20 protein-coding genes and 5 tRNA genes are annotated in these 23,609 nt (G+C 72.1%); 14 read left to right on the forward strand and 11 right to left on the reverse strand.

What is annotated here, in order from left to right:
* Nucleotides 1-14: 14 nt before the first annotated feature.
* Nucleotides 15-758, reverse strand: coding sequence for an SLATT domain-containing protein (locus IE182_RS04515; protein WP_190108299.1), 744 nt, complete (start codon nt 756-758; stop codon nt 15-17).
* A gap of 344 nt (nt 759-1,102) precedes the next feature.
* On the opposite strand from IE182_RS04515, the gene purD reads away from it, so the two are divergent.
* From purD to IE182_RS04545, 6 genes are all read left to right on the forward strand, one after another.
* The gene (purD, locus tag IE182_RS04520; RefSeq protein ID WP_190108300.1) at nt 1,103-2,353 is read left to right on the forward strand and encodes a phosphoribosylamine--glycine ligase; all 1,251 of its coding nucleotides are present in this window, start codon (nt 1,103-1,105) and stop codon (nt 2,351-2,353) included.
* Nucleotides 2,354-2,656: 303 nt separating this feature from the next.
* On the forward strand, nt 2,657-4,336 hold the full coding sequence (locus IE182_RS04525) for a hypothetical protein (protein WP_190108301.1): 1,680 nt from the start codon (nt 2,657-2,659) through the stop codon (nt 4,334-4,336).
* A gap of 166 nt (nt 4,337-4,502) precedes the next feature.
* Nucleotides 4,503-5,981, forward strand: a complete 1,479-nt coding sequence (locus IE182_RS04530) for a N,N-dimethylformamidase beta subunit family domain-containing protein (protein WP_190108302.1) — start codon at nt 4,503-4,505, stop codon at nt 5,979-5,981.
* Nucleotides 5,982-6,051: 70 nt separating this feature from the next.
* The gene (locus IE182_RS04535) at nt 6,052-6,954 is read left to right on the forward strand and encodes a phosphoribosylaminoimidazolesuccinocarboxamide synthase (protein ID WP_190108303.1); all 903 of its coding nucleotides are present in this window, start codon (nt 6,052-6,054) and stop codon (nt 6,952-6,954) included.
* 131 nt (nt 6,955-7,085) lie between these two features.
* Nucleotides 7,086-7,778 carry a response regulator transcription factor gene (locus IE182_RS04540; protein WP_190108304.1) on the forward strand — a complete coding sequence of 231 codons (693 nt, stop codon included), beginning with the start codon at nt 7,086-7,088 and terminating at the stop codon, nt 7,776-7,778.
* A gap of 86 nt (nt 7,779-7,864) precedes the next feature.
* Entirely contained in the window at nt 7,865-9,220 is a 1,356-nt protein-coding gene (locus tag IE182_RS04545; protein ID WP_190108387.1) for a sensor histidine kinase, read from the forward strand.
* Between the two features lie 61 nt (nt 9,221-9,281).
* Here the strand turns inward: IE182_RS04545 and IE182_RS04550 are convergent.
* The 8 genes from IE182_RS04550 to IE182_RS04585 all read right to left on the reverse strand — a co-directional run bounded on the left by IE182_RS04550 (nt 9,282) and on the right by IE182_RS04585 (nt 12,340).
* Nucleotides 9,282-9,354, reverse strand: a tRNA-Gly gene (locus IE182_RS04550).
* 34 nt (nt 9,355-9,388) lie between these two features.
* Nucleotides 9,389-10,018, reverse strand: a complete 630-nt coding sequence (locus IE182_RS04555) for a response regulator transcription factor (protein WP_190108305.1) — start codon at nt 10,016-10,018, stop codon at nt 9,389-9,391.
* On the reverse strand, nt 10,015-11,337 hold the full coding sequence (locus IE182_RS04560; RefSeq protein ID WP_190108306.1) for a sensor histidine kinase: 1,323 nt from the start codon (nt 11,335-11,337) through the stop codon (nt 10,015-10,017). Before IE182_RS04560 ends, IE182_RS04555 begins: the two co-directional genes overlap by 4 nt.
* A 108-nt stretch (nt 11,338-11,445) precedes the next feature.
* Nucleotides 11,446-11,521, reverse strand: a tRNA-Gly gene (locus IE182_RS04565).
* Nucleotides 11,522-11,598: 77 nt separating this feature from the next.
* Nucleotides 11,599-11,670, reverse strand: a tRNA-Gly gene (locus IE182_RS04570).
* Nucleotides 11,671-11,717: 47 nt separating this feature from the next.
* Nucleotides 11,718-11,789: transfer RNA gene (locus IE182_RS04575), tRNA-Gly, on the reverse strand.
* Nucleotides 11,790-11,836: 47 nt separating this feature from the next.
* A tRNA-Gly gene (locus tag IE182_RS04580) sits at nt 11,837-11,908 on the reverse strand.
* A 114-nt stretch (nt 11,909-12,022) separates the two neighbouring features.
* Nucleotides 12,023-12,340, reverse strand: a complete 318-nt coding sequence (locus IE182_RS04585; RefSeq protein ID WP_190108307.1) for a histone-like nucleoid-structuring protein Lsr2 — start codon at nt 12,338-12,340, stop codon at nt 12,023-12,025.
* A gap of 315 nt (nt 12,341-12,655) precedes the next feature.
* Here IE182_RS04585 and purS point away from each other — a divergent pair, with 315 nt between their 5' ends.
* The 6 genes from purS (at nt 12,656) to purM (ending at nt 19,676) form a co-directional block, all read left to right on the forward strand.
* A complete protein-coding gene (purS, locus tag IE182_RS04590; RefSeq protein ID WP_006604673.1) occupies nt 12,656-12,901 on the forward strand; it encodes a phosphoribosylformylglycinamidine synthase subunit PurS in 246 nt (81 codons plus the stop codon).
* Nucleotides 12,898-13,575, forward strand: coding sequence for a phosphoribosylformylglycinamidine synthase subunit PurQ (purQ, locus tag IE182_RS04595; RefSeq protein WP_190108308.1), 678 nt, complete (start codon nt 12,898-12,900; stop codon nt 13,573-13,575). The genes purS and purQ overlap by 4 nt, the downstream gene beginning before the upstream one ends.
* 91 nt (nt 13,576-13,666) lie before the next feature.
* A complete protein-coding gene (purL, locus tag IE182_RS04600) occupies nt 13,667-15,916 on the forward strand; it encodes a phosphoribosylformylglycinamidine synthase subunit PurL (RefSeq protein WP_190108309.1) in 2,250 nt (749 codons plus the stop codon).
* Nucleotides 15,917-16,052: 136 nt separating this feature from the next.
* Nucleotides 16,053-16,889: a sterol carrier family protein gene (locus IE182_RS04605; RefSeq protein WP_190108310.1), complete on the forward strand. Its 837-nt coding sequence runs from the start codon at nt 16,053-16,055 to the stop codon at nt 16,887-16,889.
* 149 nt (nt 16,890-17,038) lie between these two features.
* Nucleotides 17,039-18,556, forward strand: coding sequence for an amidophosphoribosyltransferase (gene purF, locus IE182_RS04610; protein ID WP_190108311.1), 1,518 nt, complete (start codon nt 17,039-17,041; stop codon nt 18,554-18,556).
* 40 nt (nt 18,557-18,596) lie between these two features.
* Nucleotides 18,597-19,676: a phosphoribosylformylglycinamidine cyclo-ligase gene (purM, locus tag IE182_RS04615; protein WP_190108312.1), complete on the forward strand. Its 1,080-nt coding sequence runs from the start codon at nt 18,597-18,599 to the stop codon at nt 19,674-19,676.
* Between the two features lie 101 nt (nt 19,677-19,777).
* Here the strand turns inward: purM and IE182_RS04620 are convergent, their stop codons facing one another.
* Both IE182_RS04620 and IE182_RS04625 read right to left on the reverse strand, forming a co-directional pair.
* Entirely contained in the window at nt 19,778-20,038 is a 261-nt protein-coding gene (locus tag IE182_RS04620) for a DUF3073 domain-containing protein (RefSeq protein WP_126914880.1), read from the reverse strand.
* Between the two features lie 401 nt (nt 20,039-20,439).
* Nucleotides 20,440-21,567 carry a Leu/Phe/Val dehydrogenase gene (locus tag IE182_RS04625; RefSeq protein WP_190108313.1) on the reverse strand — a complete coding sequence of 376 codons (1,128 nt, stop codon included), beginning with the start codon at nt 21,565-21,567 and terminating at the stop codon, nt 20,440-20,442.
* 192 nt (nt 21,568-21,759) lie between these two features.
* On the opposite strand from IE182_RS04625, the gene IE182_RS04630 reads away from it, so the two are divergent.
* Entirely contained in the window at nt 21,760-22,617 is an 858-nt protein-coding gene (locus IE182_RS04630) for a DUF8083 family protein (protein WP_190108314.1), read from the forward strand.
* A 483-nt stretch (nt 22,618-23,100) separates the two neighbouring features.
* Nucleotides 23,101-23,307, forward strand: coding sequence for a developmental transcriptional regulator BldC (gene bldC / locus IE182_RS04635; RefSeq protein ID WP_003949541.1), 207 nt, complete (start codon nt 23,101-23,103; stop codon nt 23,305-23,307).
* The last annotated feature ends 302 nt before the right edge of the window (nt 23,308-23,609 follow it).

Here is a 23,609-nt window from a genome sequence, read left to right on the forward strand (position 1 = left end):
CGCCTGCTCCAGCTCTAGCGCGGTGACTCCGGCGGCCGCTGCCGCGGCATGTTCGGCCGCGTGTGGGGCGGCATCGGGAAGCGCCCCACCGGCCCGCCCGACTCACCGCGCGGACCCCATGCGACCAGCGACTGCGTCAGCAAGGGCGCCGGCCCGGCCCGGAACTCCACCATCCAGTCGGCCGTCTCGGCCCGGACGAGCTCCGAGACGTCCTCCGAGAAGCGCCGGAGCACCGTCAGGCAGCGCTCGGCCGCCTCGCTGGCCGTGCCCTCGGTCGGGCCGAGCACCTCGCGGACGCACTCCGACGCCCAGTCGAACTGCAGCACCTCCAGCCGCCGCTGCACGGCCTGCGCCGTGGCCACGCCGCGCATCCAGCCCGACGTCAGCCCGAAGTAGCGGTCGCACGCCACGCAGGCCACCGCCCCGAGCAGCGCCAGGAACGCCCACGCCGAACCGGTGCGCAGCACCTTGGTCAGCTCCAGCAGGGGCAGGGCCGCCCCCACCACCGCGCAGAACGCGGTCCCCAGCCGCAGCCCGCGCGCCCAGCGGCGCTTCCAGGCGCGGTCGGTCAGGTACCAGTCGGCGAGGTTGAGCGCACCGCCCTCGACCCACCGGTACAGCTCGTCCAGCCGCTCGGCGGGCTCTCCCCAGTCGCCGAGGGGGAAGGTCCGGCCGCGCAGGTCGCCCCGGTGCTGCCCTGCTGGGTGGCCTCCCTGCTCGCGCGGAAGCCCCTCGGGCTGCATCTCAGGCTGGCTCACCCCTGCACTCCTTCTCCGCCGTCTGTCGCCGTGTGCCGCATCCGGTTGCGATATCCGTGAGGGCAGCCTCCTTCCTACCGCCGAACGGTTGGCGTTGGGCACAAGATCCAGCCTTTTCCGTCCGTAAGTGCAGCGGGATCGGGTATAGGGCCCCACGGCCTTCACCCGAAAGAGTGTGGCCCGGCGCCCGCAGTGACGACGCACGGGGCGCCGGAACGTTCTGAGGAGCGGGCTCGCGAGCGCTCGCGGCGGCGCCCCCGGCCGGGGGCCTTCAAGAGGTTCCTACGAGCCGGGGAAGGGGCCCGAGTCGTACTGATCCACAAGGCAGGCAATAGGGTGGCCCCGTGAAGGTCCTCGTCATCGGCGGCGGCGCCCGCGAACACGCCCTGTGCCGCTCCCTGTCCCTCGACCCCGACGTCACCGCGCTGCACTGCGCCCCCGGCAACGCCGGGATCGCCGAGGTCGCTCAGGTGCACCCCGTGGACGCCCTGGACGGCGCTGCCGTCGCGGAGCTCGCCACGTCGCTGCGCGCGGACCTGGTGGTGGTCGGCCCCGAGGCGCCGCTGGTCGCGGGCGTCGCCGACGTGCTGCGCGAGCGCGGCGTCCCGGTCTTCGGCCCGTCCGCGGAGGCGGCCCTGCTGGAGGGTTCCAAGGCGTTCGCCAAGGACGTCATGGCCGCCGCGAACGTCCCCACCGCCCGCAGCTACGTCTGCACCACCCCGGCCGAGATCGACGCGGCCCTGGACGCCTTCGGCGCCCCCTACGTCGTCAAGGACGACGGCCTGGCCGCCGGCAAGGGCGTCGTCGTCACCGCGGACCTGGCCGCCGCCCGCGAGCACGCGCTGGCCTGCGACCGCGTGGTGATCGAGGAGTTCCTCGACGGCCCCGAGGTCTCCCTCTTCGCCATCACCGACGGCGAGACGGTGGTGCCCCTGCAGCCCGCCCAGGACTTCAAGCGCGCCCTGGACGCCGACGAGGGCCCCAACACCGGCGGCATGGGTGCCTACTCGCCGCTGCCCTGGGCCGACCCCGAGCTGGTCGACGAGGTGCTGCGGACCGTCCTGCAGCCCACCGTGGACGAGCTGCGCCGCCGCGGCACGCCCTTCTCCGGGCTGCTCTACGCGGGCCTGGCGATCACCTCGCGCGGCGTGCGGGTCATCGAGTTCAACGCCCGCTTCGGCGACCCGGAGACCCAGGTCGTCCTGGCCCGCCTGAAGACGCCGCTGGCGGGCGTCCTGCTCAACGCCGCCACCGGCAACCTGGCCGCCGAGCCGCCGCTGCGCTGGAGCGAGGGCGCCGCCGTGACCGTCGTCGTCGCCTCGCACAACTACCCCGGCACCCCGCGTACCGGCGACGTGATCGAGGGCCTGGCACAGGCGGCGGAGGTCGAGCGGGCGTACGTGCTCCACGCGGGCACCGCGCACGACGCCGACGGCCGGGTGGTCAGCGCGGGCGGGCGCGTCCTGTCCGTCACCGCGACCGGCGACGACCTGGCGGACGCCCGGACGCAGGCGTACGAGGCCCTGTCCCGCATCCGGCTGGACGGCTCGCACCACCGCACGGACATCGCGGAGAAGGCCGCCGCGTCCGCCTGAGCGGCCGCTGCCCGGGCGTTCTCCGCACACTTGTCCCGCTCCGCCCCGTTCGGTACCGCTCTGTCCTGTCGAACAGAACGGAGCGGGATCCGCAGAGGCTTTGCCCAAAGCCATTCCATCGGGTGACCGCTCGCCCAACCGGCTGACGCGCGCCGCGCCCCCAACTAGGGTGCGGCGCAGGCCGGCTGCCGCGTGGCTGACGCATCGGCCCGACCGGCCCACCGGCATTGCGATGTCAGAGGCCGGTGCCACAGTGGGGGAGGTAAGGCAAGCACCTCGGCAGAGCACTGAAGGCAACTGGGGGTGATCGGTCCCGTGGCAGGTCCTGAAGCAGGCGCGCTGGCCGCGCGTGCCAGAGCCCTCGCCGTGCTGCGCGTGCGCGGCGCCGCGCTGGCCGTCGCCCTCGTGCCGGCGGCCGCGGCCGTCGTGCTGGCGGCCGGTTCGGCCATGGGCCGGATCCCGGACGGCTCCGCCTGGGACGTCGTCCGCCCGGTCGTCTCCGCCGTCGCCCTGCTGGCCCTGGCGCTCGCGGCCGCCGTGGCCGTGGTCGTCTCCCGGGCCCGCCCGGCGCTCAGCCCCACCGTCCCGATCCCGGAGGAGACGGCCCCCGACCTCTACCGCCTGGTCCGCGACCTGGCCGAGCGGCTGGACGTCCCGGTGCCCTCCGCCATGGCCCTCACGCCCGACTGCGACAGCTGGCTGGAGGACCGCACCCACCCCGCGCACACCGTGCCCCGGAGGGTGCTGCGGCTGCGCAGGCGGGCCGGGGCCTCGCCCGTCCTGGTGATCGGCTCGCCCTTCCTGTGGTGGATGCGCGTGGCCGAGCTCCGTGCCCTGCTGGCCCCCGTGGTGGCGGGCACCGGCCCGGCCGCCCACCCCGACATAGCCGCGGCCCGTCGCTTCGTGAGGGGTCTGGACGCCGCCGTGGCCGTCGCGGCGACCCGGCCCCAGCTCGCGTTCGTGGGCTGGGCCGCCAGGGTCCTGCTGCGCTCCTGCCGCGACCACGCGGCCGAGATGGAGCGCGGGGTGGCCGCCGCGGCCTCCGAGCGCGCCCAGAGCGTCGACTACGGCCTGCGCATCGTCGCCCAGGAGCAGGTCGGCCTCGCCTACGCCGGCTGGGACCGCCTGCTCAACCGGGTCGCCCTGCCCGCGTGGCGCATGGGCCGCTGGCCCTCGCGGCTCGACGCCGGCGTGGTCTCCGCGCTCACCGAGCTCTCCCGCCGCGACCGGCTGGCCGAGGGCTTCGCCTCCCGGCTGGGCGAGCGGCCCGCCTGCGACCTGCTGGAGGAGCCCGGCGTCATCGACGAGGCCGCCTCCCTGCTGGCCGCCCGGCTCTTCCACGGCGGCCCCGCCCACTCCGGCCCCGACTGGTCGCCGGTGGCCTGGAACCAGTACCCGGACGAGGTCGTGGACCGCACCTGGCGCCTGGAGGCCGCCCGGCTGCACCGCGTCCTCGACGACATAGCCGCCACCGGCGCCGTCCCCGGAGCGCAGGACGGCACACGGCCCGGCCCCGGGCCGGACGCCGTGCCCGCCGCGCCCACCGTGGCCCGCATCCTCGACCGCCTCACCGGCCCGGCCGGCAGCGGCGTGGGCGAGGAGCTGGAGGTGCGGCTGAGCGCCGAGGTGGCGCGCGAGGCGGCCCAGGAGGAGCGCGCGGCCGAGCGGGGCGCGTTCGGCGCCGCGGCCGGCTCGTGGATCGACGGGCTGGCGCCGCTCTTCCCCCTGCAGCCCCCGCGCAGCGGACGGGAGCTGCTCACCGACCACGTGACGGCCATGGTCTGCTGCGCGGCCGTCGACACCGCCGGCGCGGCCCCCGGGCTGGACTGGCTGGACGGCCCGGCCCTCCTGGTCGGCGGTGCCCGCCGCGCCGACCTCGCCCGGACGGTCCTGAGCCTGATCGAGGACGGCGACGGCGAGCCGCTGCGGGCCTGGCTGGGGGACGTGGGGGTCCGCCCGGAGAAGCCGGTCCGACTGATGTGACGAGCGCACGTGACGCACGGTGACGTGGTGACGTTCCGTAGGGGCCGAGCCATCACTTCCGGGGAATTTCCCCACGAACAGTGACAAGTCGCGCGCGTCGTGTGATCTGCTGGGTATCTGCTGGGAAACCGAAAAGGTATGCGGGGGCCTAGGGGAGGGAGCACGCATGGGGACCGACCAGGTCGGCCGCTGGGAGTCCGGTGCACTCGCGCACGCCGTCTCGGATCCCTTCGGACAGGGCCCGCTGCCCTGGCTCCGCGGCGGCGAGTTCTACTTCGACGGCACCGGCCGGATCATCCCCTGGTACGTCGAGGCGGGCACCACCACGGCCGACGCCCGGGTCCCCGCGCCGCGCAGACCGGGCCCGCGCGCCGCGGACGACGTCCGCTGCCAGATCAAGGGCTTCGCCTCCGCCAGCTCCGTGGCCCCCGGCGAGGCCCTGGACTTCCGCATCACCGTCGACCCGCCCCAGCAGTTCGGCGTCGACGTCTACCGCATCGGCCACTACGGCGGCGTCGGCGCCGCGAAGATCACCACCAGCCCCCGGTTGTCGGGCATCGTCCAGCCCCCGCCGCTCACCGTGGACCGCACCGTCTCCTGCCACCACTGGTGGTTGTCCTGGCGGCTGCAGATCCCCAGTTTCTGGAGCACCGGCGCCTACGTCGCCGTCCTGACCACCGCCGACGGATACCGCAGCCACATCCCCTTCACCGTGCGCGACAGCGGCCCCGCCGACCTGCTGCTCGTCCTGCCCGACATCACCTGGCAGGCGTACAACCTCTACCCGGAGAACGGCCGCACCGGCGCCAGCCTCTACCACGCCTGGGACGAGGACGGCCGTCTCCTCGGCGAGGCCGACGCGGCCACCACGGTCTCCTTCGACCGCCCCTACGCCGGCGCCGGCCTGCCGCTGCACGTCGGCCACGCCTACGACTTCATCCGCTGGGCCGAGCGCTACGGCTACGGCCTCGCCTACGCCGAGACCCGCGACCTGCACGCCGGGCGAATCGATCCGGCGCGCTACCGCGGCCTGGTCTTCCCCGGCCACGACGAGTACTGGTCGGCGCCCATGCGCCGCGCCGTCGAGGATGCCCGCGACTGCGGCACCTCGCTCGTCTTCCTCTCCGCCAACACCATGTACTGGCAGGTCGAGCTCGCCCCCTCCCCGGCCGGCCCCGACCGCCTGCTCACCTGCCGCAAGCGCCGCGGCCCCGGCCGCTCCGCCCTCTGGCGCGAGGTGTCGCCCCCCGAGCAGCAGCTGCTCGGCATCCAGTACGCCGGCCGCGTCCCCGAGCCGGCCCCCCTGGTCGTCCGCAACGCCGGGCACTGGCTGTGGGAGGCCACCGGCGCCGGCGAGGGCGACGAGCTGCCCGGCCTCGTCGCCGGCGAGGCCGACCGCTACTTCCCCCGTACGGCCCTGCCCGAGCACACCCGCCGCATCCTGCTCGCCCACTCCCCGTACGAGGACGGCCAGGGCGTCCGGCGCCACCAGGAGACCTCCCTCTACCGCGCCCCCAGCGGCGCCCTGGTCTTCGCCTCCGGCACCTTCGCCTGGTCCCCCGCCCTGGACCGCCCGGGCCACGTCGACGCCCGCGTCCAGCGGGCCACGGCCAACCTGCTGGACCGCATCTGCAAGCGCGTCTGACCCCTCCGGGCGGCCGGGCGGGTCCGTACGGCAGAATCGAGGTGCTTGGACAAACCACCAGGAGGCCCGTGTGTCCGGATTCGTCGAGAAGCCCAAACCCGTCGAGGTCCCCGGACTGACGCACCTGCACACGGGCAAGGTCCGCGACCTCTACCGCGACGAGGCCGGGCGACTGGTGATGGTCGCCAGCGACCGCTTGTCCGCGTACGACTGGGTGCTGCCCACCGAGATCCCCGACAAGGGCCGCATCCTCACGCAGCTGTCCCTGTGGTGGTTCGACCGCCTCACCGACCTGGCCTCGCACCACGTCCTGTCGGCCGAGGTGCCCGCCGGCGCCCCCGCCGACTGGGCCGGCCGCACCCTGATCTGCAAGTCCCTCGACATGGTCCCGGTCGAGTGCGTCGCCCGCGGCTACCTCACCGGCTCCGGCCTCGCCGAGTACCGCGAGACCCGCACCGTCTGCGGGCTCGCCCTGCCCGAGGGCCTCACCGACGGCTCCGAACTGCCCCAGCCGATCTTCACCCCGGCCACCAAGGCCGAGGTCGGCGAGCACGACGAGAACGTCTCCTACGAGGAGGTCGCCCGCCGCATCGGCGCCGAGACGGCCGCCATGCTGCGCCAGAGCACCCTCGCCGTCTACAGCCGCGCCCGGGAGATCGCCCGCGACCGCGGCATCATCCTCGCCGACACCAAGTTCGAGTACGGCTTCGGGGAGGACGGCACGCTGGTCCTCGCCGACGAGGTGCTCACGCCGGACTCCTCCCGCTTCTGGCCCGTCGACGCGTGGGAGCCGGGCCGGTCCCAGCCGTCCTTCGACAAGCAGTTCGTCCGCGACTGGCTGTCGTCCCCGGCCTCCGGCTGGGACCGCACCACCGACACCCCGCCCCCGCCGCTGCCCGCGGACGTCGTCGAGCGCACCCGCGCCAAGTACGCGGAGGCGTACGAGCGCCTGACGGGCACGAAGTGGGCGTAGCCACCGCCTGAGGCGGGCGACCCGGGGGCCTGATCCGCCCCCCCGGGGGCCCGCCGTCTAAGAGCCCTCTCAGACAACGTCTGCCATCGTGGGGAGCCCGAACCCATGTGCACCCCGCCGGAGGCAAGACCGTGGCCGAGACGTCCGTACTCGTCGTCGACGACGACCCCGACGTCCGCGCCGCCGTCGTCGACGGCCTCACCGTCGAGGGCTACGCGGTACGGGCCGCCGCCGACGGGCTCGAAGCGCTCTCCGCCGTCGCCGCGGTGCCCCCCGCGGCCATCGTGCTCGACCTCGCCATGCCCGTCCTCGACGGCCTCGCCGTCTGCCGCCGCCTCCGCGAGCTCGGCGACCGCACCCCCGTGCTCGTCCTCACCGCCCGCGACGCCGTCTCCGACCGGGTCGCCGGCCTGGACGCGGGAGCCGACGACTACCTCGTCAAACCCTTCGCCCTGGACGAGCTCCTGGCCCGGCTGCGGGCCCTGCTGCGCCGCGCAGCACCCCCCGAGGCCACGGGGGCGTGCCCGGAGCTGCACTTCGCCGATCTCACCGTCGACCCCGCCACCCGCACCGGCGAGCGCGCGGGCGTCGACCTCGAATTCACCCGCACCGAATTCGCGCTGCTGGAGGTGTTCCTGCGCCACCCGGGCCAGGTGCTGCCGCGCGAAGTGATCCAGGAGCGGGTCTGGGGCACCGACTTCGGACCGGAGTCCAACTCCCTCGCCGTCTACATCGGATACCTGCGGCGCAAGCTGGAGGCCGGCGGCGCCCGCCGCCTCGTCCACACCGTGCACGGCATCGGCTACCAGCTGGCGGAACGGTGACCCCGGCCGCCCCACCGCACCGGGGCGAGGGCCCGCGCAGGGGCCGGGGGAGCGGCCTGCGGCGCAGGCTGCTGGGCCGCAGGCCCCTGCGGGCCCGCCTGGCGCTCGTCACCGCCACCGCCGTCGCGCTCGTCGCCCTCGGCGTGCTGGCCGCCGCGTACGTCGTCATCCGCTACGAGCTCGTGCGCCAGCTCGACCTCCAGCTCAAGCAGCAGGCCGGCACCATCGCCCAGCAGACCCACGGCGGCACCGGCAAGGGCGTCCTGTTCAACCAGTGCGTCTGGCGGGCCGCCCCCGCCTGCGCCCAGATCGTCCCCGCCGACCCGACGGCACCCGGCCAGCAGGACCTCGTCCTGCCCGTCACCGGCGCCACCCGGCGCGTCGCCGCCGGCACCCTCGGCCCGTACTACAGCGACATCACCCACGACGGCCGGCCCATGCGCATGCTGACCGTCCCGCTGCAGGACAGGAAGGGCCGCGCCCTGCAGGTGGCGACCCGCTCCGACACCGTCGATCTCGGCGTGCGGCAGGCCGGCCTGTACCTGGGAGCGGTCGGCGCCGTCGGCGTGCTCCTCGCGGCCGTGCTCGGCTACGCCGCCTCCCGCACCTCGCTGCGCCCCGTCACCCGGCTCACCGCCACCGCGGAACGCATCGCCGCCACCCGCGACCCCGCCCACCGCATCGAGCTGCCGCCCTACGAGGCGCGCCGCCAGGACGAGATCACGCGCCTGGCCACCAGCTTCAACACGATGCTCGGCGAGCTGGAGGAGGCCGTCGCCGCCCAGCGCCGCCTCGTGGCCGACGCCTCCCACGAGCTGCGCACCCCGCTCACCGCGCTGCGCACCAACGCCGAGCTCCTCGCCCGCGCCGACCGGCTCTCCGCCGCCCAGCGCGAGCGCGCCTCGGACGCCCTGGGGCGTCAGCTGCGCGAGGTGACGGGCATGGTCAACGACCTGATCGAGCTCGCGCGCGACGAGGAGCCGCAGCCGCTGGTCGAGCAGGTGCGGCTCGACCGCCTCACCGAGCGCTGCGTGGCCGAGGCGCGCGGCCACTGGCCGGCCACGGCCTTCACCGCCGACGTGACGGAGGTCACCGTCCCCGGCGTGCCGGCCCGCCTGGCCCGGCTGCTGTCCAACCTGCTCGACAACGCCGCCAAGTTCAGCCCGGCCGGGGCGGTGGTGGAGGTCCGGCTGACGCGCACGGAGGGCACCGCCGAGCTCACCGTCCGGGACCACGGCCCCGGCATCCCGGCCGAGGACCTGCCCTACGTCTTCGACCGCTTCTACCGCTCGCGGCAGGCCCGGGCCCTGCCCGGCTCCGGCCTGGGCCTCGCCATGGCCCGCCAGATCGCCCGGGCCCACGGCGCCGAGCTCACCGCCGAGCAGGCGGAGACCGGCGGCGCCCGCTTCCGGCTGGCCTTCCCCCTCGGGGGCGCGGCGTAGGGACGAGGCGCAGGAACGCCGAAGGCCCCGGTCGATTCCCGACCGGGGCCTTCGTTCTCTGAGCGGACGACGAGACTCGAACTCGCGACATCCACCTTGGCAAGGTGGTGCTCTACCAACTGAGCTACGTCCGCATTCGCTCCGCGCTTCCGTGCGGTGCGGACACCACTATAGCCAACCCTGAGAGCGTGCGATGCGCGCCGCCGCGTGACGGTTCTCCGCACCGAGCTTCAGCGCGGCCGCCGAGAGGTAATTGCGGACCGTGCCCGGCGTCAGCGACGCCCGCCTGGCGATCTCCGCGACGGACGCGCCGTCCTCGGCCAGTTCGAGGACCTCCGCCTCGCGCGCCGTGAGCGGCGAGTCGCCCGCGCTGATCGCGTCGGCCGCCAACTCCGGGTCCACGTACCGGCTTCCGGCGTGCACGGCACGGATGATCTCGGCCAGCCGCTGCGCCGAGACCGTCTTCGGGACGAAGCCGCGGACCCCCGCCTCTAGAGCCCGTTTCAGATGTCCCGGTCTGCCATGACCTGTCACGATCATGGTGCGGCAGTCGGGCAGTTCGGACCGCAGCGATGTGGCCACCATCACACCGTCCGCCCCCGGCATCTGCAGGTCCAGCACCGCCACGTCCGGCCGGTGCGCCCTCGCCATCGCCAGCGCCTCAGGGCCCGAGGCCGCCTCCGCGACGACCTGGAGGTCGTCCTCCAGACCCAGCAGCGCGGCCAGGGCCCCCCGGATCAGGTGCTCGTCGTCGGCGAGCATGACCCGCACGGGCCCCGTGCCCCTCTCCTCGCTCATGCGCCCCTCCTCTTCTCGCCGCCCGCCGCCAGGACGGCCTCGGACCCTTCCGCCGGATCCTCCGCACCGGTGCCGTGGCCCGACAGCGGGATGCTCGCCGTCAGCCGGAACGTGCGGCGCGCGTCGTACAGGGAGGAGACCGTGCCGCCCAGTGCCGCCAGGCGCTCCCGCAGACCCGCCAGCCCCGAGCCGCCCCCGGAGGACGGACCGGCGCCGCCGGCGGCGCGCACGCCGTCGTTCTCCATGACCAGCACGGCCGCCCCGTCGTCGACCCGCAGCCGCACCGTGCAGCGGGTGGCCTCCGCGTGCCGCAGCACGTTCGTCGTGGCCTCGCGGACCACCCACCCCAGCGCCGACTGGACGGCCGGCGGCAGCTCCGCCCCGCCCGCGTCGTCGGTCCGGCACTCGATGCCCGCCGCGGCCAGGACGCTCCGGGCCCCGACCAGTTCGGTGTGGAGGGCGGCCTCGCGGTAGCCGCGCACCACCTCCCGCAGCTCCCGCTGGGACTCCCGCGCGATCTGCTGGACCTCGGTCATCTCGTCCAGCGCGGCGGAGGAGCCCCGCCGGGAGAGCTGGGCGGCGAGCTCGCTCTTGAGCGCGATCACCGCGAGGTTCCGGCCGAGCACGTCGTGCATGTCCCGCGAGAACCGCAGCCGCTCCTCCGCCACCGCCAGCCGCGCCTGGGTCCCCCGCGCGGCCTCCAGCTCCCACAGCACCCGCAGGAACCAGGCCGAGGCGCGCACGGCGGCCATGCCCCACACTCCGAGCGCGAACACCAGCGAGGCGGCGATCAGCACGGCGACCAGCATCGCCGGACCGGGATCCCGGGCGGCCACCGCGGCGAGCGTCCCGCCCACCACGAGCCCCGCCAGCGCGCACCCGGCGAGGTACGTGCGGATCCGGCGGGTGAGGAGGCTGTACGAACCGAAGACGATCAGCCCCCCGTGCAGCAGCACGGTCGCGTTCGCCGTGACGTGTCTCACCCCCTCCACCCGCACCACGGCCACGAACGCCGCAAGGGTGAGCACGAAGAAGGCCGCGGAGACGCCCAGGCCCCACCAGGGGGCGGGCCGCTTGCGCAGGTAGTGGTCCAGCGAACGCCGCAGCAGCCCGACGCCCTGCGCGCACTGGACGAGGCACAGACCCAGCAGCAGCCACACCGCCGGGGCCGGGCGCCGCCCGGATCCGGAGAGCCAGGACAGGGCCGTGGTCAGCGGGAACAGCCACGGCAGCCCGTAGAGCGTCCACCGCATGTAGCTGTCGACCTGGGCGACCTTGCTCCGCCCCCGCCACTCGCGCACCCGTGACCGCATGCCCATGCGCCCGTCCGCCCCCTTGTCACCCGATGTCCCGGCTGCCACCCGGATGTCCGGTCGCCGTTGAACGACGAAGGCCCCGGTCGATTCCCGACCGGGGCCTTCATTCAGTGGAGCGGACGACGAGACTCGAACTCGCGACATCCACCTTGGCAAGGTGGTGCTCTACCAACTGAGCTACGTCCGCATGCCTCCGACCGGCTTTCACCGGGCGGCGCGTGCATCACTCTACCTGATCCACAGCCGTGGTCGGTAAGCGATGAGAGCGGGTGACAGGAATCGCACACTGCGCCTCCCCCTTGGAAAGGGGGCGCTCTACTACTGAGCTACACCCGCGCGTCCATCCGGACCGGCCACCGAGAGGTGGACGACCGAACGGTCAGAGCGGGTGACAGGAATCGCACACTGCGCCTCCCTCTTGGAAAGAGGGCGCTCTACTACTGAGCTACACCCGCGCGTCCATCCGGACCGCCCACCGAGAGGTGGACGACCGAACGGTCAGAGCGGGTGACAGGAATCGCACACTGCGCCTCCCCCTTGGAAAGGGGGCGCTCTACTACTGAGCTACACCCGCATGACCCCGAAGTTCCGGCCCGTTTCCCGGCCTTGCCCCTCGGCGTGATCCAGACTCTAGCTGATCATCCGGGGTGCTTGGCAAGTCGGGCCGGGAGCGAGGTCCGGCCCCGGCTCAGCCCGCGGCGTTGAACGCCTCGTAGACCTTCTTGGGGATGCGGCCGCGCGGCGGCACCTCCATGCCGTTCGAACGGGCCCAGGCCCGGACCGCCGCCGGGTCGGGCGCCACGGACGTGCGGCGGTAGACCTTGCCGGAGCGGGACTGCTTGCGGCCGGCCTCCACGTAAGGCGCGAGGACACCCCGCAGTTTCTTCGCATTGGCAGTGTTCAGGTCGATCTCGTACGACTTGCCGTCGAGCCCGAAGATGAGGGTCTCCGCGGCTTCCCCGCCATCGATGTCGTCGGAGAGTGTGACCACTACGCGCTGCGCCACGGAAATCGGTCCTTTCGGCCAGTATCACCACTTTGACCTGCGGTGATGTGAGGGTTGCGGTTGTTCTCGGTCAATACATATTCATTTGTACAACAAAGAGCAATGCCTGGTGAAGCCCAGTTAATTCTGTCGGTGCGCCTCATCGCAATCACGACGGTGCGATCTTCCGTTGTTTTTTCCCGAACTTTTCCACCGGGTTCGCCCGGCCCCCGCTAAACGCGGAGGATAAGCCCAGCATATCTATGCGCGTAGATTTTTCGGGACTGTACTCTGGCCCTACCGCTTCAGCTCACGCACCACACACCGGGAGTGCCAGTGGCACGCGTCGTAGTCGACGTCATGCTCAAGCCGGAGATCCTCGACCCGCAGGGCCAGGCGGTGCAGCGCGCGCTGCCACGCCTGGGTTTTGAGGGGATCGCGGACGTCCGTCAGGGCAAGCGCTTTGAACTTGAGGTGGAGGGTCCGGTGGACGACGCCGCCCTCGCCCGCATCCACGAGATGGCGGAAACGTTTCTCGCCAATACCGTGATCGAGGACTTCACCGTGCGAGTGGACTCGTGACCGCACGCGTAGGGGTCATCACCTTCCCCGGCACCCTGGACGACCGCGACACCCAGCGCGCCGTCCGGATCGCCGGTCTGGAGGCCGTGCCCCTCTGGCACCGCGACAAGGACCTCAAGCAGGTGGACGCCGTGGTCCTGCCCGGCGGTTTCTCCTACGGCGACTACCTGCGGGCGGGTGCCATCTCCCGCTTCTCGCCGGTCATGGAGTCCGTCATCGACCGGGCCAAGGGCGGCATGCCCGTCCTCGGCATCTGCAACGGCTTCCAGGTGCTCACCGAGACGCACCTGCTCCCCGGTGCGATGCTGCGCAACAACCACCTGCACTTCATCTGCCGCGACCAGAAGCTCCGCGTCGAGAACGCGAACACCGCCTGGACGACGGACTACGAGGCGGGCCAGGAGATCTCCGTCCCGCTGAAGAACATCGACGGCCGCTACGTGGCCGACGAGCGCACCCTGGACGAGCTGGAGGCCGAAGGCCGCGTGGTCTTCCGCTACCTGGACGTCAACCCCAACGGTTCGCTGCGCGACATCGCCGGCATCACCAACGCCGCCGGCAACGTCGTCGGCCTGATGCCGCACCCCGAGCACGCCGTCGAGCCCCTCGTCGGCACCGGTCGGACCGACGGGCTCGGATTCTTCACCTCGATCCTGAAGAAGCTGGTCGCATGAGCGTCGCACGGGCGGCCGCCCAGCCGCAGACGAACACGAACGCCGCACCTCTGCGCCGCGCGGGCGGAGAAGCGAAGAATGTGGGTGCCTCATGACTCTCGACACCGTCAAGCACGCGAACGAGACCCCCGACGTCGACCAGCCCTGGGCCGAACTCGGCCTGAAGCAGGACGAGTACGAGCGCATCCGCACCATCCTCGGCCGCCGCCCCACCGGCGCCGAGCTCGCGATGTACTCCGTCATGTGGTCCGAGCACTGCTCGTACAAGTCCAGCAAGGTCCACCTGCGCCAGTTCGGCGAGAAGGCCCCGGAGAACGACGCCCTCCTCGTCGGCATCGGCGAGAACGCCGGCGTCGTCGACGTGGGCCAGGGTTACGCGGTCACCTTCAAGGTGGAGTCGCACAACCACCCGTCGTACATCGAGCCCTACCAGGGCGCGGCCACCGGCGTCGGCGGCATCGTCCGCGACATCCTCGCCATGGGCGCCCGCCCCGTCGCCGTCATGGACCCGCTGCGCTTCGGCGCCGCGGACCACCCCGACACCAAGCGCGTCCTGCCGGGCGTCGTCGCGGGCATCGGCGGCTACGGCAACTGCCTGGGCCTGCCCAACATCGGCGGCGAGGTCGTCTTCGACGCCTGCTACCAGGGCAACCCGCTGGTCAACGCCCTGTGCGTGGGCGTGATGAAGCACGAGGACATCCACCTCGCCAAGGCGTCCGGCGCCGGCAACAAGGTCATCCTCTACGGCGCCCGCACCGGCGGCGACGGCATCGGCGGCGTGTCCGTCCTGGCCTCCGAGACGTTCGACGACTCGAAGCCGACCAAGCGCCCCGCCGTCCAGGTCGGCGACCCCTTCCAGGAGAAGCTCCTCATCGAGTGCACCCTGGAGATCTTCCGCGAGGACCTGGTCGACGGCATCCAGGACCTCGGCGGCGCCGGCCTGTCCTGCGCCACCAGCGAGCTGGCCAGCGCCGGCTCCGGCGGCATGCGCGTCGAGCTGGACCGCGTGCACCTGCGCGACGCGACGCTCTCGCCCGAGGAGATCCTCATGAGCGAGTCGCAGGAGCGCATGTGCGCGATCGTCGAGCCCGGCAAGGTCGACCGTTTCCTGGAGATCTGCGAGAAGTGGGACGTCATCGCCACCGTCATCGGTGAAGTCACCGACGGCGAGCGGCTGGAGATCTTCTGGCACGGCGAGCAGATCGTGGACGTACCGCCGCGTACGGTCGCCCACGAGGGCCCGGTCTACGAGCGCCCGTACGCCCGCCCCGACTGGCAGGACGCCCTGCAGGCCGACGACGCGAACAAGCTCGCCCGCCCGCAGAGCCCCGAGGAGCTGCGCGCGCAGGTCCTGAAGGTGATCTCCTCCCCGAACCAGGCGTCCAAGTCCTGGATCACCGACCAGTACGACCGGTTCGTGCAGGGCAACACCGTGCTCGCCCAGCCCGAGGACTCGGGCATGGTCCGCGTCGACGAGGACACCGACCTCGGCGTCGCGGTCGCCACGGACGGCAACGGCCGCTACGCCAAGCTCGACCCGTACGCGGGCGCCCAGCTCGCGCTCGCCGAGTCGTACCGCAACGTGGCCGCCACCGGCGCCCGCCCGCTGGCGATCTCCAACTGCCTCAACTTCGGCTCCCCCGAGGACCCGGCCGTCATGTGGCAGTTCGCCGAGGCCACCCGTGGCCTGGCGGACGGCTGCCTGGCCCTGGGCACCCCGGTGACCGGCGGCAACGTCTCGCTCTACAACCAGACCGGCGAGACCGCCATCCACCCGACCCCCGTGGTCGCGGTGCTGGGCGTGATCGACGACGTCAACCGCCGTACGCCGATGGCGTTCTCCGACGAGGGACACCTGCTCTACCTGCTGGGTGACACCAAGGAGGAGCTGGGCGGTTCGGCCTGGTCGCAGGTGATCCACGACCACCTCGGCGGACTGCCGCCGGCCGTCGACCTCGACCGGGAGAAGCTGCTCGGCGAGATCCTCATCTCGGCCTCCCGCGACGGAATGGTCGACGCGGCGCACGACCTCTCCGACGGCGGCCTGATCCAGGCCCTCGTCGAGTCGTGCCTGCGCGGTGGCAAGGGCGCCCGGATCGTCGTCCCCGACGGCCTGGACGCGTTCGTCTTCCTCTTCTCCGAGTCCGCCGGCCGTGCGGTCGTCGCCGTGCCGCGCAGCGAGGAGCTGCGCTTCACCGACATGTGCGGTGCGCGCGGCCTGCCGGCGACGCGGATCGGCGTCGTCGACGGCGAAGAGATCGACGTCCAGGGGCAGTTCGTCCTGCCGCTGGCGGAGCTGCGCACGGCCCACGAGGCCACCATTCCGGCGCTGCTCGCCTGACGTCACTCCTGCAACTCCCGTAACAGGCCCGTGGGTCGGGCCCGGTCGTGGACCGGGTCCTGCCCACGGGGGGCGGGCAGCGGGCACTGAGCCGATTGGGCCCACCCGAAGCCTGGCCAACGATTAGGCTCGCGCCATGCCTCCAGCACCGCGCAAGCCCCGTGTTCGCACCTACGATCCCGCAAAGGTGCGGGCCGCCCTCGAAGGGCAGGTCCGGGCCGTCCGGGACGTGGTCACGGTGGCGTGCACGGAACCGGACGCGCAGCGGCTGCTGGCCGTGCGCACCCGGGCGGGGGAGTGGACAGTCAGGGAGCTGATCGTCCATCTGGTCGGTGCGTTGGAGCTGTTGCCGCACCGGCTGGCGGAGCGGCCGGCCGTTCCCGCACGTGCCGAAGCCGGGTTGTTCGACTATGTGAACGGCCTGGGCTCGCAGGCCGCGCACGTCGCCGCCTCGACGGCCGAGGGGGCCGCGGTGTTCGCCTCCGCGGATCCCAACACCGTTGCGGACAGGCTGGACCGGGCCGGTGAGCGCCTGCTCGGCGCGGCTGCCGGGACGGATCCCGCCTCCGTCGTGCCGACGGCCTTCGGGGCCATGACGGTGGCCGATTTCCTGCTCACCCGACTGGTGGAACTCGTCGTCCACGCCGACGATCTGGCCGATGCCACGGGCATCGCCGTGCGCCACGACCGGCAGGCGCTGGCGACCGTCACCCGGTTGCTCACCGACGCCCTGGCGGTCAAGGCCCCCGGCGGGTCCGTAGAAGTGCGCGTTCCGCCGTTTGCCGTGGTGCAGTGCGTCGCCGGTCCCCGGCACACCCGCGGCACGCCGCCCAACGTGGTGGAGACCGATCCGCTCACCTGGATCCGGCTGGCCACCGGCCGCGCGGACTGGGCGGTTTCCCTCGCGGAAGCGACCGTCACGGCCAGTGGCGAACGCGCGGACATTTCCGCGCAACTACCTCTGCTCACCTGAGCCGACCCCGAAATTCAGCGGTCTATTCGTGGCACGTTCCTGCCACGAATAGGTGATTCGCTGTGCCTGTCGAGTGGCTGTCCGTGGTGTGAGCCATTTCAGGCCGTCCCCGGTTCGGATGAACCTCATCCCTGCCATAGACTTCAGGTGTGCCTCGTGGTGACGGACGACTCAACCACGACCTGCTTCCCGGCGAAAAGGGCCCCCAGGACGCTTGTGGCGTCTTCGGTGTCTGGGCTCCGGGTGAAGAGGTCGCCAAACTCACCTATTTCGGGCTGTATGCGCTGCAGCACCGTGGACAGGAGTCCGCGGGCATCGCGGTGAGCAACGGCTCCCAGATCCTCGTTTTCAAGGACATGGGACTGGTTTCCCAGGTCTTCGACGAAACCTCCCTAGGCTCCCTCACGGGCCATATCGCGGTCGGTCACGCCCGTTACTCCACCACCGGAGCGTCGGTGTGGGAGAACGCGCAGCCGACCTTCAGGGCGACCGCCAACGGCTCCATCGCCCTGGGCCACAACGGGAACCTGGTCAACACCGCCGAGCTGGCCGAGATGGTCGCCGCCCTCCCCCGGGAGAACGGCCGTGCCACCCAGGTCGCGGCGACCAACGACACGGACCTGGTCACGGCCCTGCTGGCCGGCCAGACCGACGACGACGGCAAGCCGCTGACGATCGAGGAAGCCGCCACCACGGTGCTTCCGCAGGTCAAGGGTGCCTTCTCCCTCGTCTTCATGGACGAGCACACGCTGTACACCGCCCGTGACCCGCAGGGCATCCGCCCGCTGGTGCTCGGCCGCCTGGAGCGCGGCTGGGTGGTGGCCTCCGAAACGGCCGCCCTCGACATCTGCGGTGCGACCTTCGTCCGCGAGGTCGAGCCCGGAGAGCTCGTCGCCATCGACGAGAACGGCGTCCGCAGCAGCCGCTTCGCCGAGGCCCGCCCCAAGGGCTGCGTCTTCGAGTACGTGTACCTCGCGCGCCCCGACACCGACATCGCCGGCCGGAACGTCTACCTCTCCCGCGTGGAGATGGGCCGCCGGCTCGCCGCCGAGGCCCCGGTCGACGCCGACCTGGTGATACCGACTCCCGAGTCCGGCATCCCGGCCGCGGTCGGCTACGCGGAGGCCAGCGGCATCCCGTACGGCACGGGCCTGGTGAAGAACTCCTACGTCGGCCGGACCTTCATCCAGCCGAGCCAGACCATTCGCCAGCTCGGCATCCGGCTCAAGCTCAACCCGCTCAAGGAAGTCATCAAGGGCAAGCGCCTGGTGGTCGTCGACGACTCGATCGTCCGCGGCAACACCCAGCGCGCTCTGGTGAAGATGCTGCGCGAGGCCGGGGCCGCCGAGGTCCACGTGCGGATCTCCTCGCCGCCGGTGAAGTGGCCGTGCTTCTTCGGCATCGACTTCGCCACCCGCGCCGAGCTGATCGCCAACGGCATGACGGTCGAGGAGATCGGCAAGTCGCTGGGCGCGGACTCCCTGGCGTACATCTCCCTCGAAGGCATGGTCGAGGCGACCACCATCGCCAAGCCCAACCTGTGCCGTGCCTGCTTCGACGGCGAGTACCCGATGGACCTGCCCGACCCCGAGCTGCTCGGCAAGCAGCTTCTGGAGACCGAGCTGGCCGGTGGCACGGACGCCGCCGACGCGCTCCGTCGCCCGTAACGCCCCCGTAGTACCGAACGACACGAAAGATCTCAAACTCATGTCTGAGACTGCTAGTGCCGAAGGCGGCGCCAGCTACGCAAGCGCGGGCGTCGACATCGAAGCGGGCGACCGCGCCGTCGAGCTGATGAAGCAGTGGGTCAAGAAGGCCACCCGCCCCGAGGCCGTCGGCGGTCTCGGGGGCTTCGCCGGCCTCTTCGACGCCAGCGCCCTCAAGCGCTACGAGCGCCCCCTCCTCGCCTCCGCCACGGACGGCGTGGGCACGAAGGTGGACATCGCCCGTCGCATGGGCGTCTACGACACCATCGGTCACGACCTCGTCGGCATGGTCGTCGACGACCTGGTCGTCTGCGGTGCCGAGCCGCTGTTCATGACCGACTACATCTGCGTCGGCAAGGTCTACCCCGAGCGCGTGGCCGCCATCGTCAAGGGCATCGCCGAGGGGTGCGTCCTCGCGGGCTGCGCGCTGGTCGGCGGCGAGACCGCCGAGCACCCGGGCCTGCTGGGCCCCGACGAGTTCGACGTGGCCGGCGCCGGCACGGGCGTGGTCGAGGCGGACCGGCTGCTGGGCGCGGAGCGCATCCGTCCGGGTGACGCCGTCATCGCGATGGCCTCCTCCGGACTTCACTCGAACGGGTACTCACTCGTCCGCCATGTGCTCTTCGACCGGGCCGGCTGGGAGCTGGACCGGGAGGTTCCGGAGTTCGGCCGCACGCTCGGCGAGGAGCTGCTGGAGCCCACGAAGATCTACTCGCTGGACTGCCTGGCCCTCACCCGTACGGCGGACGTGCACGCCTTCTCGCACATCACCGGCGGCGGGCTCGCCAACAACCTGGCCCGGGTCGTCCCGGACGGCCTGCACGCGACCGTGGACCGCTCCACGTGGACGCCGGGCGCGGTCTTCGACCTGGTCGGCAGGCTGGGCGGGGTCGAGCGCGCGGAGCTGGAGAAGACCCTCAACATGGGCGTCGGCATGATGGCCGTCGTGCCCCAGGAGTCCGTGGACGTCGCGCTGGCCACCTTCGCCGACCGGGGCGTGGAGGCATGGGTGGCGGGTGAGGTCACCGAGCGCGGTGATCACGCCGAGGCCGTGGCCCTGACCGGCGACTACAGCAGCTGACCTGCTGCGGGTGCCTGCCCGGGGCCACCGGCTCCGGGCAGCACAGAACCCGGTCCGGGGCGAGGCCCCGGACCGGGTCGGTGAAAGCTATGGCTGTCGCGTCAAGCGCGGCGACGGTATGCGGACTGGTCGGACGACTGCTCGTCCTCGTCCTCATCGTCGTTGTAACGCGCCGCGTACTGAGCGTACGGGTCGTCGTCCAGCTCGTCCTCGAGCGGCTCGCTCTCCGGCGGCGGCTTGATCGCTGCCGGCTGCGTTGCGCCCAGCTCATTGGCCAGACGTGAGAGGTCGGTCCCGCCGCTGTTGTACTTCAGCTGGCGGGCGACCTTTGTCTGCTTGGCCTTGGCCCGGCCGCGCCCCATGGCTCGACCCCCTCATTGACGGGGCTCGACGGCCCCAGAGTCTTGACACGCGTTCACGTTCATGAGTGCAGAGCGGACCCCTGTGAAGGTGTCCGGCCTGTAGAGCTTCAACGGTACCTGCTTCCGCGGCCATACGGTACGTCGCCCGCATGACGTGCCACGGAGCACATACGACGCAGAACCCTGTACTCGCTGGTCAGCTGCGATTTTAACGTGTCCTGGGCGCCGACCCGCCGAGGGGTGGTGAGAGATCTCTCCTTCCGTACCGGCCGGTGCCGCTTTCTGTGGGGACCGCTGTGCGGCCGCCGACCACCCGCTCGGGCGAAGCAGATCACCCGAGCGGGTGAACGGTCTACGGACCGTGAACCGCCGTGACGGCGTGGAACCGTCCCTGGCCGGCTCTACCGGGCGGCCGTGGCCACCGCGCGCGCCTCGGCCATGCGCTGATCGGCGAGGCGGTCGGCCGCGACGGCCGGCGGGATGCCGTCCGCCTTGGCGCGATCGAATATGGCCAAAGTCGTGTCGAAGATCAGCGTCGCCTTGGCCTTCGCCCGGTCGAAGTCGAAGCCGTGCAGCTCATCGGCGACCTGGATCACCCCACCGGCGTTCACCACGTAGTCCGGGGCGTAGAGGATGCCGCGGTCGGCCAGGTCCTTCTCGACGCCGGGGTGGGCGAGCTGGTTGTTGGCCGCGCCGCAGACCACCGCCGCGGTGAGCGCGGCCACGGAGTCGTCGTTCAGGGCGCCGCCCAGGGCGCAGGGGGCGTAGACGTCGAGCGGGGTGCGGACGAGCACGTCGGCATCGGTCACCGCCGTGACCTGCGGGTGCCGGGCGACGACCCGCTCCACGGCCTCGGCCCGCACGTCCGTGACGACGACCTCGGCACCGTCCTCGACGAGGTGGTCCACCAGGTGGTGGCCCACCTTGCCGACGCCCGCGACGCCGACCCGGCGGCCGCGCAGCGTGGGCTCGCCCCACTGCGTCTGCGCGGCGGCCCGCATGCCCTGGAAGACGCCGAAGGCGGTGAGCACGGAGGAGTCGCCGGCGCCGCCGTTCTCCGGCGAGCGGCCGGTGGTCCAGGGGTTCTCGCGGGCGACGACGTCCATGTCCTGGACGTAGGTGCCGACGTCGCACGCGGTGACGTAGCGCCCGCCGAGGGAGGCCACGAACCGTCCGTACGCGAGCAGCAGTTCTTCGGTCTTGATCAGATCGGGGTCACCGATGATCACCGCTTTTCCGCCGCCGTGATCGAGTCCCGCCAGGGCGTTCTTGTACGACATGCCGCGCGAGAGGTTCAGCGCGTCCTGCACCGCCTCCTCCTCGGAGGCGTACGGGTAGAAGCGGGTGCCGCCCAGGGCCGGGCCCAGGGCGGTGGAGTGAAGGGCGATGACGGCCTTGAGGCCGCTCTCGCGGTCCTGGCAGAGCACGACCTGCTCGTGGCCGCCCCGGTCCGATCGGAACAGGGTGTGCAGCACGCCGCCGTCGGCGTCGGAGGGGGGACGTACGTCAGTCACGGTGGTGACTCCCATATGTCGCGGAGGGCGCCCTCCGGGGGTGGTGGAGGGCCGGTTGCCCAAGAGGGTAAGACCTGGCGTCCGGCCGTATCCGTCCCCTGCCGAGGATCACCCTCCCGGGCTCCTGCGCCATGGGACGATTTGGACGGTATGGGGAGGCGCGCGGCGCAACTCCCCGGGGGTGACCTACGGCTTGAGGGAGCGAGCGTGGGCGTGGCGTCGTCGGTGACCGTCCCGTACGCGGCATATCTACGGGTCTACGAGCCGCTGGGCGCATTCCCCGAACCGGAGCGCTCGCACTGGCTGCGCTACGCGCGCCGGGCGGCGCTCCCCACGGCCCAGGACGAACTGCGCAGGTCACTGGCGGACTTGCTGCCCACCCCGCCGGTGCCCGTCCCGGTGCACGAGAGCGGGGACGCCTTCGTGGCGGTCGTGGACGGCGTGGTGTGCGTCTGTCCCTGGCGGACCAGGCTGCGGGGCTGGCTGGCGCTGGAGGAGCTGGCCGAGCGCTTCCCGCCGCCCGTCCTGGACGCGGTCCTGCCGCCGGTGGTGCGCCGCCAGGCCCAGGCGGACTACGAGCGCTGGGCGGAGCGCAACCCGGACGCCCGCCCGTGGATCAGGACGGCCACCTGGCAGGTGCCGCTGCGCTGGTTCGTGCTCTTCTCGGACGACGAGCGGGAGTACGGCAAGGGCGAGCCCGGCGCGGACGACGCGCACGACGGCCTGCTGCTGCGCTACCGCACGCCCATGGTCCAGGCCCGGCGGCGGGTGGCCCGGGCGCTGCGCACGCTGCGGGACGCGATCGAGGAGGGGCCGCTGATCGACGGGCTGGTCGAGGTGGGGCGGTGGCTGGAAGAGTTCCACCCGCGGTCGCTGGTGGAACTCGACTACGGCGGACTTGTGCATATGGTTCCCGAGGCACAGCTCGCCGAGGACCGTTCCGCCGCCGACACGGCGGAGGGGCTGGCCGCGCTGCGGGCGGGAGACGGAGCACGGGCCGGTGCGGCGTACGAGCGGCTGACGGAACGTTGGAGGGCGGTCCGCAACCGCCAGTTCGCCAACTGATCCGGCGGCTGCGGGGCCGGCCGGGAGCGCGGGTCAGGACCTAGGTCCCGATCCGGGCCATTGCCGCAACCGTGATCTAACGCACTTACGTAAGGTCTTGCGCCCATCGCCCACCCTCGTGGCAAAATAGGACAAGGAGTCCAGGAAGGGCTCCTTCCGTCCAAGTAAGGGCGGATAGTTCGGTATTGCACACCTTGAAGGGTCTGGTGGCCTCTGATCCCGCTGTGACTGATCGTCACGGTGGCGTGACTGTCCGCTATGGCATGGTCCATCGGCTTCCGTCGAGGTTGAACACCTGAGAGGGCAATTCCATCGGTTTGGCCGACGTGGCTGGACAGATGGTGTAGTTGTAGTGCCGAGGACAAGCCGTTCGTCCTATAACCGACTCGGCCCGCGTCCGCCATTTCGGGCAACGCGGGTCAAGGTGCAGAATTTAGAGGAAAGAACCGACGTGATGGTTCGGTTCTCCCGAGGAGGCCGCTCATGACCGCTCGCACCCCTGATGCCGAGCCGCTGCTGACCCCGGCTGAGGTTGCCACGATGTTCCGCGTGGACCCGAAGACGGTCACCCGCTGGGCCAAGGCTGGCAAGCTCACGTCCATCCGCACGCTCGGAGGACACCGGCGCTACCGCGAAGCGGAGGTCCGCGCCCTGCTGGCGGGCATTCCGCAGCAGCGCAGCGAGGCCTGAACAACTGAATGACCGGGCGATTTCCGGGGCCCCCAACCCGGCTGCCGCCCTTTTGAGCTCCATCTGAAGCTCCACAAGCAACAAGCGACGGGATGCTGCCCCAACAGCATCCGTGCCCACCGACTTGGGCTGGTCGTCGATCGCGCTGGACTCCGCCGGGTCCAGCGCGATCTTTTTATGCCCGGACACCGGCTGCAGGCCGCCCGGACGCCGCCCGAGGGCGGGCGTTGACGGCCCGCCGGGGCACCCCGAAGGCCGGTGCAATTGCACATATTAAATTGACCGGGCGTAGGAGGGGGGTA

Origin of the sequence: Streptomyces cinnamoneus, assembly GCF_014650495.1 — a bacterium.
GTDB lineage: Bacteria > Actinomycetota > Actinomycetes > Streptomycetales > Streptomycetaceae > Streptomyces > Streptomyces cinnamoneus.

Excerpts from the sequence above, each read along its gene's own strand:
- purM (WP_190108312.1), top strand. The coding sequence starts at position 18,597 with ATGTCTGAGACTGCTAGTGCCGAAGGCGGCGCCAGCTACGCAAGCGCG.
- IE182_RS04620 (WP_126914880.1), bottom strand. The coding sequence starts at position 20,038 with ATGGGGCGCGGCCGGGCCAAGGCCAAGCAGACAAAGGTCGCCCGCCAG.
- IE182_RS04625 (WP_190108313.1), bottom strand. The coding sequence starts at position 21,567 with ATGGGAGTCACCACCGTGACTGACGTACGTCCCCCCTCCGACGCCGAC.
- IE182_RS04605 (WP_190108310.1), top strand. The coding sequence starts at position 16,053 with ATGCCTCCAGCACCGCGCAAGCCCCGTGTTCGCACCTACGATCCCGCA.
- bldC (WP_003949541.1), top strand. The coding sequence starts at position 23,101 with ATGACCGCTCGCACCCCTGATGCCGAGCCGCTGCTGACCCCGGCTGAG.
- IE182_RS04560 (WP_190108306.1), bottom strand. The coding sequence starts at position 11,337 with ATGGGCATGCGGTCACGGGTGCGCGAGTGGCGGGGGCGGAGCAAGGTC.
- purL (WP_190108309.1), top strand. The coding sequence starts at position 13,667 with ATGACTCTCGACACCGTCAAGCACGCGAACGAGACCCCCGACGTCGAC.
- IE182_RS04555 (WP_190108305.1), bottom strand. The coding sequence starts at position 10,018 with ATGAGCGAGGAGAGGGGCACGGGGCCCGTGCGGGTCATGCTCGCCGAC.
- IE182_RS04530 (WP_190108302.1), top strand. The coding sequence starts at position 4,503 with ATGGGGACCGACCAGGTCGGCCGCTGGGAGTCCGGTGCACTCGCGCAC.